Below are 12,601 nucleotides of genomic sequence, written 5' to 3'. Positions count from 1 at the left end.
GTGAGCCAGCGAGGTAAAGGGTCTACGCGAAGAGCAGAATTCTACCCGCGAGCCGCAGACAGCGTGCCGGCCAGGCGTAGCAGGGGACAGGCCCGGGGAGCGATAAACGCCGTTTTATCCCGGGCCGTTAGCAACAGCGAAGAAGGGCTTAAGCGAGGTCGGCCATCAGCACCTTCGACCGGCGCTGATAGTTATACATCTGCTTTTTACTCTCCGGCAGCAGGTCGATATCCACCGGCGTGAAGCCGCGCTCCTGGAACCAGTGGATGCTGCGGGTGGTTAACACAAACAGCTTGCTCAGCCCCATCTGTCTGGCCTGGGCGGCAATGCGCTCCAGCAGCACCTCTCCCCGCGACGAGCTCCGGTAATCCGGATGCACCGCCACGCAGGCCATTTCGCCGATCTTCTCTTCCGGGAAAGGATAGAGGGCGGCGCAGGCGATAGTGGTGTTATCGCGCTGAATAATAGTGAATTTGTCGATCTCCATCTCCAGCTGCTCGCGGGAGCGGCGCACCAGGATGCCCTGCTGTTCCAGCGGGCTTATCAGCTCGAGAATACCGCCGATATCGTTGATGGTCGCCCGACGGATTTGCTCTGCGCTTTCCATGACGATCTGGGTGCCGATGCCGTCGCGTGAGAATAGCTCCTGCAGCAGCGCGCCATTTTCCTGATAGCTGATCAGGTGGCAGCGCCGCACGCCGCTGCGGCAGGCCTTCACGGCCCCGCGCAGGAAGCGCACGGTACCGGAGTTATAATCTTCGTCCGCTTCCAGCTCTTCGACGCGGGCCTGCGCTTCATTGGGGAACAGTTCGGAGACAATTTCCCCGGCCTGGTTGTAAACCCCTTGCGAAGAACAGAAGCCGATCATTTTCTCTGCTTTCAGCTTGATGGCCAACTGGGTGGCGATCTCTTCCGAAGTCAGGTTAAAGCTTTCGCCGGTAACCGACACCGCGACCGGCCCCATCAGCACAATGGCGCCGCTGTCGAGCTGGCGATGAATCGCCTCTTCGTCAATGCGGCGAATGCGGCCGCTGTGGCAATAATCAACGCCGTCATCAACGCCCAGCGGCTGGGCAATGATAAAGTTGCCGCTGACGACGTTGATATGGGCTCCCTGCAGCGGGGTGTTGTTGAGGCTCATCGACAGGCGGGCGGTGATCTCCAGCTGCAGCATCCCCGCCGCCTGCTTAACCAGCTCCAGCGTTTTGGCGTCAGTCACTCGCGTCTGCTTGTGATAGACCGGCTCGTGATGGTGCTCGGCGAGGTTAGCGTCAATCTGCGGGCGGGCGCCATAGACCACCACCAGGCGAATGCCCAGGCTATGCAATAACCCTATGTCATTGACAATATTTGAGAAATTTTCATGCTCAATGGCTTCGCCGCCCAGCATGATGACAAACGTTTTTCCCCGATGGGCATTAATATAGGGAACAGAATGGCGGAATCCTTCTACCAGTTCAGTGCGACGTTCCTTCACCATGACAAACCCTCAATGCATGATTATTCGTAATTATTGTATTTTTATTCTGTTTTGCCGTTAAACGCAAGCCCCAATTTCAGGCTAAGCCCTGAAAAACATGTGACCCGGCGCAGGGTGTCAATGAATGTTTACCCTTTTATAGATGACAGGTTATATGCCTTTCGTTAAAGTTTCTGGTCAATCTGTTTGTTTTGGGTATAAATGCGTTTTATTGCTTGGGAGTGGCATGTCGGGAAACAACTCTGGATTAAGCCGTCGCCGTCTGCTGCAGGGCGCGGGCGCCATGTGGTTAATGAGCGTGAGCCCCGTTGGGCTGGCTGCCGCCGCGCGGGTGGTTGCCGTTCGCGTCTGGCCTGCATCGACCTACACGCGCGTCACGGTGGAATCGAATCATGTGCTGAAATACCGGCAGTTTGCCCTCAGTAATCCGGAACGGGTGGTGGTGGATCTGGAAGGGGTTAATCTGAACTCGGTGCTGAAAGGCATGGGGGGGCAGATCCGCGATGACGATCCCTTTATTAAGTCCGCCCGCGTGGGCCAGTTTGATCCGCAAACCGTGCGCATGGTCTTCGAGCTCAAGCAGAACGTTAAGCCGCAGCTGTTTGCCCTTGCGCCGGTGGCCGGCTTTAAAGAGCGTCTGGTGATGGATCTTTACCCCGCCAACGCCACCGATGTGCAGGATCCGCTGCTGGCGCTGCTCGAGGATTACAACAAAGGCGATCTGCAGCGTCAGGTACCGCCGGCGCAAAGCGGGCCGCAGCCGGGCAAAGCCGGGCGCGATCGGCCGATTGTCATTATGCTCGATCCCGGCCACGGCGGCGAAGATTCGGGCGCTGTGGGCAAGTATCGCACCCGCGAGAAAGACGTGGTGCTGCAGATTGCCCGTCGCCTGCGGGCGCTGATCGACAAAGAAGGCAATATGAAGGCCTATATGACCCGCAACGAAGACGTGTTTATCCCGTTGAAGGTGCGTGTCGCCAAGGCGCAGAAGCAGCGCGCCGACCTGTTCGTATCGATTCACGCCGACGCCTTTACCAGCCGCCAGCCCAGCGGCTCCTCGGTGTTTGCGCTTTCCACCAAGGGAGCCACCAGTACCGCGGCAAAATATCTCGCCCAGACGCAGAACGCCTCGGATCTGATCGGTGGGGTCAGCAAGAGCGGCGATCGCTATGTCGACCACACCATGTTCGATATGGTGCAGTCCCTCACCATCGCCGACAGCCTCAAATTTGGTAAGGCGGTGCTGGAGAAAATGGGTAACATTAATAATCTGCACAAAAATCGGGTAGAGCAGGCGGGCTTTGCGGTGCTCAAGGCGCCCGATATCCCCTCCATTCTGGTGGAGACGGCGTTTATCAGTAACGTGGAAGAGGAGCGGAAGCTGAAAACGGCCAAATTCCAGCAGGAGGTGGCCGAGTCGATCCTTGCCGGGATTAAAGCGTACTTCGCCGACGGCGCGACGCTGGCCCGGCGTGGATAACCACACAGGAAAAGGATATGGCCTTACTGAAAAGCGCCCATGGCGGCAATATCCGCGAGGCCGCCGCCCTGCTGGGCATTGCTCCCAACGAGCTGCTGGATTTTAGCGCCAACATCAATCCGCTGGGAATGCCGGAAAGTTTAAAGCGCGCAATCCTCAACAATATGGACTGCGCTGAACGCTATCCCGACGTTGAGTATCAGCAGCTGCACCTTGCGCTGGCGGAACATCATCATATTCCTGCGTCGTCGATCCTTGCAGGAAACGGCGAAACTGAAGCGATTTTTACCCTGGTTCAGGGGCTGAAACCGCGCCAGGCGATGATCGTCACTCCGGGTTTTGCCGAATATCGCCGGGCGCTGCAGTCGGTGGAGTGCGCGGTGCGGGAATTTCTGCTGCGCGAGGAGGATGGCTGGCAGCTCACCGGAGCGATTCTTGACGCCCTGACGCCGGATCTGGACTGCTTATTTCTCTGCACGCCGAACAACCCAACCGGCCTGCTGCCCGATCGTCGACTGCTGGCGCTGATTGCTGAACGCTGTCAGTCGCTGGACATCGCCCTGATCCTCGATGAGGCGTTTATCGATTTTATCCCCGATGAGCCGGGATTTATTCCGCTTCTGGCCCACAATCCGCACGTGTGGGTGCTGCGTTCGCTCACCAAATTTTATGCCATACCTGGCCTGCGCCTGGGGTATCTGGTCAATGGCGATGCGCGGGCGGTGGCAAGAATGCGCGAGCGACAAATGCCGTGGTCGATAAATGCTTTTGCCGCCCTGGCGGGGGAGATCATTCTCCAGGATAGCGCCTACCAGCAGAAAACCTGGCAGTGGCTGGCGGAGGAAGGGCAGCGCTTTTATCATCAACTGCGCCATATTCCCGGCCTGACGGTCTATCCCGGACAGGCAAACTATCTGTTTCTGCGCTGCGACGTTGCAGATCTGGATCTGCAATACGCGATGCTGCAGCAGCACATCCTGATCCGCAGCTGTGCCAATTATCCAGGGCTCGACGGGCGCTACTTTCGCGTCGCGATCCGCAGCCAGCAGGAAAATACCCGGCTGCTGACGGCCTTCAGGCGGGTATTTAACGAGTAGATGTCTGCCGCTATTGTTCGTCTGCGGTTCTTCCCGGCTCGCGCTGTGCTTAGCCGGGCTACGGGTTCATAGCCGTCTGCGGGTCGGTAGCCCGGATAAGGCGCGCAGCGCCGCCTCCGGGGCATAGCTGCGGCAGCGTTAGCGCAGTTCGACGCCGCCCTGCACCATGCGCAGCAGGTGCTGCCTGGGCCAGAGCTCGCTAAGTCGCGTCTCTTCCAGCCGTCGCTGTAAATACTCAATGTCGTGACGTTGACGGTCGAGCATCAGGCCGACTACGCTGCCGCTGTGCGCCACGTTAATACCGTATAAATCGCACTCTTCCACCAGCCCCCGCAGCGTATCAAACCCCGGCTTTGGTAACAGATGCTGGCTGGCGACGGCGCTAAGCGTCGCGGCCTCTCCCATCCGCCGGGGATTATCCGTCTCGCAGGCTAGCTGAACTTTCTCCCAGGCTAGCTGCAGAGACGCGGAGTAGGCGTGCAGCTTTTCAAGCCGGGGAAGTCGGTGGTAATCGGTGGTCAGCAGCGTAGCGGGGCTTTCCAGCACCAGCAGATCGAGCTGAGGCTGGCTGTCACAGGCAATCTGCGTGGCGGCGGTATTATGGTCGAACAACGTCAGCTGGCGGAACAGGGTGCTGTCGGTGGGCTCCAGCGCGACGCACAGGCGCGCCAGCGTCGGCTCATCCAGCGCGTGGCCCAGATGATGGGCGGTAGCCGCCGCGGTGGCGGCGATATCGGCGGTGCTGCTGGCCATCCCTTTGGCGACCGGGATCGTCGAGTGCAGGGTGATGCGGATCTGCTGACTCAGCGCCGCCGGGTAGCCCCAGTGGGCCAGCAGCTGGTCGACCATCGCCCGCGACAGTGGCCGCTCATCGTTTCGCGGCGTGCCGGTCTCGACCTCGACGGTGCTGTACCAGTCCACCGGGCAGGAGACCAGCTTCTCGCTGCCGAGGATCCAGCCCTGGATAAGTTCTCCGCACGAGGCGGGACATTGTGCAACGGCCACGTTTTCACCTTTCCGCTTACCTTCGCCAGGGCGCATAGTGGCACGGCGATTCGCCGGTTACCATGATTCTCCGCAAGGGGAGAGGCGCCGTTTATACCGATACCGCCAGCTCGTGCGCCTGCGGCAGCGCCAGGCGCATCACATCGCGGGCAATCATCAGCTCTTCATTGGTATTGATGACCGCCACTTTGACCATCGCATTTTCGGCCTGAATAAAGGTAGCGTTGTGCTGGTTTTTCTCTTCATCGACCGAGAGCCCGAGGAAATTCAGGTTATGGCAGATGGCGCTCCTGGCGCGGGCGGAGTTTTCGCCGATGCCGCCGGTAAAGATCAGCGCGTCCAGGCCGCCCATCTGCATAATATAACTGCCGATGGTGGCGCGAATGCGCTCGGTAAACAGCGAGAGCGCCAGGGCTGCCTGACGATTACCGCTGTCCGCCGCCTGCTCGACATCGCGATAATCGTGCGAGATGCCGGAAACCCCCAGCAGGCCGGACTCGTTATTCAGCAGCTGATTAAGCTGCTCTGGCGTTTTTCCCTCATGCAGCGCCAGCCACGGTAGAATCGACGGATCGATATCGCCGCTGCGGGTGCCCATCATCACGCCGGACTGCGGCGTAAAGCCCATTGAGGTGTTAACCGAGCGCCCGCCTTTGATTGCGCAAACGCTGCTGCCGTTGCCGAGATGGCAGCACACCACGCGCAGAGCGCTCAACGGTACGCCCAGCTTTTCCGCCAGCGTCGCGCTAACGTACTTGTGGCTGGTGCCGTGGAAGCCGTAACGGCGAATGCCCAGCTCGCTGTAGTAGCGCCAGGGTAGCGGATAGATAAACGCGCGCTCGTCCAGCGTTTGGTGAAAAGCGGTATCAAACACCGCCACCGACGGCGCGTCGGGCAGCAGCTGGCGGAAAACGTTAATGCCCAGCGCGTTGACCGGATTATGCAGCGGGGCCAGCTCCGCCAGGCGCTCGATTTCCGCTAAGGTCTCATCGGTCACCGGCGTCGAATCTTTAAAGCGCTCCCCGCCGTGCGCCACGCGGTGGCCGACGCCATCGATATCCCGCAAACTCTGGATAATCCGATGGTCGAGGAGCTTTTCCAGCAGCAGGGTGACGGCTTCACGGTGATCGGCTACGGGCGCCGTTTCCTGCCATTTTTGCGCCGGCGTTTTGAGGGTCACCTGGGCGTTTGCCATGCCGATACGCTCGATCAATCCCTGGCAGAGCATGTCGCCCTGCGGCATCTCCAGCAGCTGGAATTTTAACGATGAACTGCCGGCGTTAATGGCCATGATTTTGTAAGACATCATAAAGGTTCCTTCGAATTCAGAAAATTCAGCACGGCATCAAGACCCAGGTTATTCAGCGCGCTGGTGATAAAAATTTGCCGGGCGCCAGCCTGCCTGAGCCACTCGCCGATCAGCGATATCCGCTGCGGGTCGGCGAGGTCAGCTTTGGTGACCAGGCCAATCGTCGGACGGTTCATCGGGACGGTAAAACCCGGAGAAAACGGCGACCACTGGGCGTCGGCATTCAGCACCAGCGCGATAACGTCGGCCTCGCAGGCGCTGGTCAGCAGGGCGCTATAAAGGCAGCGGTTCTCCAGATATTCGCCCGGCGTGTCGATGGCCATCGGCGACCATTCAATCACCTGAGTTTTCTTGTAATGGAGCGCTTCGCCGCGCAGACCCTGGGTAAGCGAGGTTTTCCCGCACTGGCTGGGGCCGATAAGCATCAGACGTTTCATTGCGCTACGTCCGGGTGATCGTGCAGGTAGTGAACTGCATCATTTCGCCCAGCGTGCGCGTCACCTGCCTGAGGGCATACTCGACGGCGGAAACGTCGCCGGTCAGCACCACAGCGCCGGTAAAGCGGTCAAGAAAACCAATCTCTACCGCGCCGGATTTGGTGGCGATATCGCAGGCGATAATCGACGCTTCGCTGGGCGTAATGGTGAGGATGCCAATGGCGGATACCGCATCCTGCAGGCCCAGCTTCTTAAAGAGATCTTTCCCTGGATTGGCAATCAGGTGCGCGAGGGTCACCTGTTTTCCGGGAACATATTCCTGAATCATGCGATCCGTTGTTGGCTGCCTTTCCATTATCCCTCCACCATCTGTCGCCACATCGCTTCATGCGGGCGCGGGATCACCGAACGATAAACCAGCAGCCCTTTTTCACCCGCGCTTTCGCTGGCTACCGTAACCGCGTTGTTGACGTCGGAAACGTCGCCCGCCACCACCATGTAGCATTTACCGCCGATGCCGAAGGCCATATGCACCCGTACCAGGGTGACGTTGGAGCCTTTCACCGCCCGGTCCGCGGCGCTGATGCAGGCCGCAACGCTCCAGGTTTCAACGATGCCGACCGCCTGGCGTCGGTCTACGCTGTTCAGGCCGCTGATGGCCGGGAGTACGCTGGGATGGATATTCGCCAGCACCAGGCTGTCGACGAGCATTTCGCCGGCCTGCGAAGTGCCGGTTTCAATGGCCTGCTGGATAGCGCCAATATCCCCGCCGAGCATCAGTAAAAACTTACCCGGGCAGATAGTTTTGCTGACCAGCAGATTGACGTTGGCGCTTTTCAGCATCGCATCGCCGAGTTCCATTCCTTTGGCAATGCTGGTGAGTTCTAAAATTCCTATAGCCTGAGACATGGTTAACCTCTTACCACCGTGATGGCCTGTTCGCTGATGGCCGCAACCACGCCGTCGATGCTGGCGTGAACCGGCGCGCCTAATGCGCCTGCCGGGATATCGGCAACGCATTGCCCGCGGGTAACGCGGTCGCCCACTGCAACGTTCGCTACCGCGCTGGCGCCGATATGCTGGCGCAATTGCAAAGTCACTGTTTCTACTGCCGGTTCGTCTTCCACCAGCGGCGCCTCCTGATACCAGGGGCTCAGCCCCAGTTTGGCGATCAGTCGCTTCACCGGCACGAGGCGATATTTCGCCATTTCGTCGGCCGGATAGAGCGGCCCTTCATAGCGCTGGTTTTGCGCGCGCAGCTCGCGTTTCAGCATGCGGTTGATGCGCATCGGCGAGATCCCCACCGGACAGGCCACGCTTTCGCAGACGTTGCATTCCGAGCAGGTGAGGGCGCTCAGCAGCAGCTGGGGCGTGGCGGCCTGATGAAAGTTCACCGCCCGCACCAGCAGGTGCGGGGAGAGTTCGTGGCCGATCAGATGCCGTGGGCAGAGATCGGTACACAGTCGGCACTGCTCGCAGACGGTACGGGCCACGGAAAGCACCGTGCGCTCGTCCTGCATCCGCCGCTGGATAAGCGGATGGCTTTTGGGCAGCACCAGCAGGCCGCCGGTAGTTTTGGTTACCGGGCTATCGAGAGCAGTCATCAGGCCGCCCATCATCGGGCCACCGTTAATAAAACCGGGGTCGTCGACCGTCGCGCCGCCCGCCAGCGCCAGCACTTCGCGCAGCGACATGCCGATGGGGACGGTGACGGTCAGCGGTCGGGCGACCGCGCCGTTAACGGTTAGCGTGCGGCGGGTCACCGGAAACTGCTTCTCAACCGCACGGGCAATATTGAGCACCGTTTGTACGTTATTCACCACGACCCCAACGCTGGCCGGCAGCGCGGCGGGTGCGACCCGGCGACCGGTAGCTAACCAGATAGTCAGCACCTCATCGCCTGCGGGATAGACATCCGGCAGAATATGCAGGCGAATACCGGCAGGCAGCAGCGGGGTGAGGGCGTCGATAGCCCGGCGGTACTTCTCTTTCAGGGCAATCACCCCTTCGCGCGCGCCGGTTGCCGTCATCGCGTACTGCACGCCGCGGACCAGACGTGCAGCCTGCTGCCACATCAGCTGCTGATCGACCTTGAGCATCGGTTCGCACTCGGCGGCGTTAACCAGAAAGATCTCCACCTGCGCCTGCAGCTTCACGTGGGCGGGAAAACCCGCTCCACCCGCGCCGACTACGCCCGCAGCGCGCACGCGCTCGCGGATCTCCTCGGCGCTTCTGGCCATTTCAACAGCGTTGACGGCGGTACTCATAGCAGTTCCTCCAGCAGTTCCTGAATTTCCCCGGCGCTGGCCGGGCGAGGATTCGTACGCAAGGTCACGTCAGCCAGTGCGGCCTGCACCATGGCCGGAATGCGCGCTGAGTACGCGGCACGTCCCTCTTTCAGCGCGACCGCCAGTGACGGCAGCGCACAGCGCTGCTTGAGCCGTTCGATTTGCTGGATCAGCGCATTGATCGCCGTACTATCGCTGGCGTCTGCCGGACAAAAGCCGCAGGCTTTGGCCAGCCGCGCGTAGCGTTTTCCGGCGCGCGGATGACCGGCGTTAAAGCGGATAACCGCGGTTAACAGCAGCGCGTTGGCCAGCCCGTGCGGCAGATGAAACTGCCCGCCAAGCTGGTGGGCGATAGCATGGTTAAGCCCCAGCCCCGCCTGGCTGAACGCCATCCCGGCAAGCGTTGAGGCATTGTGCATTTTCCCGCGCGTCGCCACGCAGTCGCCTTTTTCCACCGCCGTGGGCAGATACTGGAACACCAGCCTGGCGGCTTTTTCCGCCAGCGCGTCGGTAAAGTCGCTGGCGTGCGGAGAGACCCACGCCTCCAGCGCGTGGGTCAGCACGTCCATGCCGGTGTTGGCCGTAATCTGCGGCGGCACGCTGACCACCAGATCCGGGTCAAGGATCGCCATATCGGGATAGAGCGCATTGTCGAACAGCGGATACTTGATGCCTTTATCCGGGTCGCTAATCACGCAGGCGCTGGTCACTTCCGAACCGGTACCGCTGGTGGTTGGTATCGCCACGCAGGTTTCGATATTGATGCCGCTCTGCTGACTGAACCAGACGATGGCTTTCGCCGCGTCCATCGCCGATCCGCCGCCGAAGCCGATGACCACCTGCGGTTGCAGGGCCTGCATTTGCGCAATGCCCTGCACCACGGTATGGATAGTGGGGTCCGGGGTTATCTCGCTAAAGACGCTAATGTGGTTATCTGCGGGCAATGCATTACGCAGGGTTTCCAGCAGTGGCGAGCGCGCCAGAAAGCCATCGCAGATAATCCAGATGTGCTTGTTGGTAAAGCGCTTGAGCACCGCCAGGCTACCCTGACCGCTGTACAACCGCGTTTGTAGTGAGAAAGTCTTCATCGCGACCTCGGTTAGCGAATGGAAAAGCCGTTGGTCAGCACGCAGCGACGGGAGCGGGCAAACGTGCGCGCCGAGGTTGTCCCTTCACCGGTCGGCGTGGCGATAGTAAAGGTGGTAAAGCCTTCGCCGCCGACGCCGATCCCGGCATAAGAGGGGCCGTTCTTGACGAATATCGAGGTTTGCAGGGTGCGGGCCGCGAGGTTCAGGCGCGACACGTTCTGCGAGTGCATAATGGCGGTATGATGCAGTCCCTCTTCAACCTTCAGCGCCAGGGCCAGCGCGCTATCGAAATCGATAACTTTCACTATCGGCAGCATCGGCATCAGCTGCTCGCTGGTAACCCACGGATCGTCGGCGTTAACCAGCGCTATCAGTAGACGCGGCGCTTTCGCCGGAACGGCGATCCCGGCCGCTTCGAGCATGGCCGATGGGCTTTTTCCGACCAGCTTCTTATTGGCCTGGCCTTCCGGCAGGCAGGCGGCGCGGAGCTTGTCGGTATCGGCCGGGCTCAGCAGCAGCGCGCCGAAGGTTTGCATTTGCTGTACCAGACGTTCAGCGACGCTCTCCACCACAATCAGGCTCTTCTCGGCAATGCAGGGCAGGTTGTAATCGAACGAGGCGCCGTTGATGATATCTTCCGCCGCTTTAACCAGATCCGCCGTTTCATCAACGATGCAGGGCGGGTTACCCGCACCGGCGCCAATGACTTTCTTACCGCTCTTCATGCCCATCGCCACAATGCCCGGGCCGCCGGTGATAGCGAGGACCGCAATGCGCGGATGGGCCATCATCTGCTGGGTGGCTTCGAAAGTGGGTTCTGCTACGGTAACCACCAGATTGCGGATGCCGCAGCAGCGGAAAACAATCTCTTCAATCATGCTAATCAGCTTCAGTGAGACCTTTTTTGCTCCCGGATGCGGGCTGAAGTAGACGCTATTACCCGCCGCCAGCATGCTGATGCTGTTATTAATGATGGTTTCCGTCGGGTTGGTGCTCGGTGCGACCGACCCGATAACGCCAAATGGCGAATACTCAAACAGCACCATGCCGCCGTCGCCGGTCAGCGCCGTGGTGGTGAGATCTTCCACGCCCGGCGTGTTGTCCAGCGCAGCTTTGTTTTTCAAAAATTTATCTTCTTTGTTGCCCATCCCCGTTTCATTGGCGCTCTCTTCCGCCAGGGCGGCCAGATGCGGCGTCAGCTCCTGACGCATTGCGCTAATGATGGCGCTGCGGGTTTTTAGCGGGCACTGCTGATAACGTAAGAACGCCTGATGCGCGGCATCAATGGCCTCGCTCACGGACTGAAAAATCCCTTTGCCCTGCGCCGGGTTTGGCGTTTGGGCTGGGGTTAACTGTTCGCTAAGAATGGTGCGAATAAGCGTTTCGAGTTCAGAAGTATTCATTGATGAGTTCCCACGTTAATGGCCGCGATGGCGGTCTGTGCGATATCCATGTCCTGTTCAACGCTGCCGCCGCTGATGCCAAGACCCCCAATTAATGAGCCGTCGCGCCACAGGGCGTAACCGCCGCCAAAGGTCACCACTTTTCCCTGCAAATGCGTTTCGAGGCCATAAAGCGCGGCGCCCGGCTGAACGGCCTCGCTCAGCTCATGGGTCGCCGTTTTCATCGCCACCGCGGTCCAGGCTTTTTTCGGCGCCAGTTCGCTGCTGACCAGCAGGGCGTCCGGCATCCGCCAGGTCACGGTTTCGGTGCCGTGTGCGTCAACGATGCTGATCACCACCGGCACCTGAAGCTGCTGCGCGCGCTCAACGGCGGCGCGGGTGAGCTGGTGCAGATCGTGGAATGAGAGGGCCACGGGCGTCTTCTCCTTGCTGCGGCTCGGCAGAGTGGCGACCAGATAGCGCCGGCTCACTTCACGAATGATGTTGTTCTGGTGCGCATCGCTATCTTCCGCGCGCGCCAGGGCGTACAGGCAGTCTGACAAGCGATTGATGTAGCGCATCAGCACCTGGCGCACGCTGACTTCCGCCGCCAGCTCAACCAGTCGCCGTTCGGCCCGGCGGGCCAGCGTGCGGGCAAAATGCAGGCGGCTCGCGGCTTCGCAACGGCCGGGTAAAATAAAACTGTGCAGCGGTTCGACGCGGGCCATGGCCCGATCGATGGCGGCTTCCAGAGCGGAAATCTCTTCGCTGCTGATGTAGCGCTGTTTCGGCGACGGCCGTTCGCTGTCGCTGGCCAGTTCTGCGCTAAACCAAAAAAGCTGCTGCTGGATGGCCTCAAGTAAGGCGCGGTGATTTTCATCCGCGGCGGCGCAGGCGCACAGGCTCAGCGAGGCGTTCAGCTCATCCAGCGTGCCGTAGGCTTCAACCCGCGGGTGGGTTTTACTCACCCGCTGGCCGGTAAAGAGTGAGGTGGTGCCAGCGTCGCCCGTTCGGGTATAAATCGCCATATTCGCT

12 protein-coding genes are annotated in these 12,601 nt (G+C 60.2%); 2 read left to right on the top strand and 10 right to left on the bottom strand.

What is annotated here, in order from left to right; genetic code table 11:
* Positions 1–148 precede the first annotated feature (148 nt).
* A complete protein-coding gene (argA, locus tag ACOI7D_RS12760; protein ID WP_004149616.1) occupies positions 149–1,480 on the bottom strand; it encodes an amino-acid N-acetyltransferase in 1,332 nt (443 codons plus the stop codon).
* Positions 1,481–1,706: 226 nt separating this feature from the next.
* Between argA and amiC the strand changes: the two genes are divergently transcribed.
* Both amiC and cobD read left to right on the top strand, forming a co-directional pair.
* Positions 1,707–2,960, top strand: a complete 1,254-nt coding sequence (gene amiC, locus ACOI7D_RS12755) for an N-acetylmuramoyl-L-alanine amidase AmiC (RefSeq protein WP_023290890.1) — start codon at positions 1,707–1,709, stop codon at positions 2,958–2,960.
* 17 nt (positions 2,961–2,977) lie between these two features.
* Positions 2,978–4,057 (top strand): threonine-phosphate decarboxylase CobD, encoded by a 1,080-nt coding sequence (cobD, locus tag ACOI7D_RS12750; RefSeq protein ID WP_048298196.1) that lies wholly within the window; start codon positions 2,978–2,980, stop codon positions 4,055–4,057.
* 138 nt (positions 4,058–4,195) lie between these two features.
* Here the strand turns inward: cobD and ACOI7D_RS12745 are convergent, their stop codons facing one another.
* The 9 genes from ACOI7D_RS12745 to pduO all read right to left on the bottom strand — a co-directional run bounded on the left by ACOI7D_RS12745 (position 4,196) and on the right by pduO (position 12,594).
* Complete coding sequence (locus ACOI7D_RS12745) at positions 4,196–5,062, bottom strand: L-threonine kinase (RefSeq protein WP_132133851.1); 867 nt, start codon at positions 5,060–5,062, stop codon at positions 4,196–4,198.
* A gap of 91 nt (positions 5,063–5,153) precedes the next feature.
* Positions 5,154–6,368: an acetate/propionate family kinase gene (locus tag ACOI7D_RS12740; protein ID WP_109547585.1), complete on the bottom strand. Its 1,215-nt coding sequence runs from the start codon at positions 6,366–6,368 to the stop codon at positions 5,154–5,156.
* Positions 6,368–6,808, bottom strand: a complete 441-nt coding sequence (gene pduV / locus ACOI7D_RS12735) for a propanediol utilization protein PduV (RefSeq protein ID WP_109546972.1) — start codon at positions 6,806–6,808, stop codon at positions 6,368–6,370. Before pduV ends, ACOI7D_RS12740 begins: the two co-directional genes overlap by 1 nt.
* A 4-nt stretch (positions 6,809–6,812) precedes the next feature.
* Positions 6,813–7,163, bottom strand: a complete 351-nt coding sequence (pduU, locus tag ACOI7D_RS12730) for a propanediol utilization microcompartment protein PduU (protein WP_109546973.1) — start codon at positions 7,161–7,163, stop codon at positions 6,813–6,815.
* Entirely contained in the window at positions 7,163–7,717 is a 555-nt protein-coding gene (gene pduT / locus ACOI7D_RS12725) for a propanediol utilization microcompartment protein PduT (protein WP_060592022.1), read from the bottom strand. Before pduT ends, pduU begins: the two co-directional genes overlap by 1 nt.
* Before the next feature lie 2 nt (positions 7,718–7,719).
* Complete coding sequence (gene pduS / locus ACOI7D_RS12720; RefSeq protein WP_109546974.1) at positions 7,720–9,075, bottom strand: cobalamin reductase PduS; 1,356 nt, start codon at positions 9,073–9,075, stop codon at positions 7,720–7,722.
* Entirely contained in the window at positions 9,072–10,184 is a 1,113-nt protein-coding gene (gene pduQ / locus ACOI7D_RS12715; RefSeq protein ID WP_117140784.1) for a 1-propanol dehydrogenase PduQ, read from the bottom strand. Before pduQ ends, pduS begins: the two co-directional genes overlap by 4 nt.
* A gap of 11 nt (positions 10,185–10,195) precedes the next feature.
* Positions 10,196–11,587 carry a CoA-acylating propionaldehyde dehydrogenase PduP gene (gene pduP, locus ACOI7D_RS12710; protein ID WP_101976250.1) on the bottom strand — a complete coding sequence of 464 codons (1,392 nt, stop codon included), beginning with the start codon at positions 11,585–11,587 and terminating at the stop codon, positions 10,196–10,198.
* Positions 11,584–12,594: a two-domain cob(I)yrinic acid a,c-diamide adenosyltransferase PduO gene (gene pduO / locus ACOI7D_RS12705; RefSeq protein WP_109546976.1), complete on the bottom strand. Its 1,011-nt coding sequence runs from the start codon at positions 12,592–12,594 to the stop codon at positions 11,584–11,586. Before pduO ends, pduP begins: the two co-directional genes overlap by 4 nt.
* Between the last annotated feature and the right edge of the window lie 7 nt (positions 12,595–12,601).

Origin of the sequence: Klebsiella sp. C360 (genome assembly GCF_048822415.1) — a bacterium.
In the GTDB taxonomy this organism is placed as follows: Bacteria; Pseudomonadota; Gammaproteobacteria; order Enterobacterales; family Enterobacteriaceae; genus Klebsiella; species Klebsiella quasipneumoniae.
This window is presented reverse-complemented; position numbering and strand designations above follow the sequence as displayed.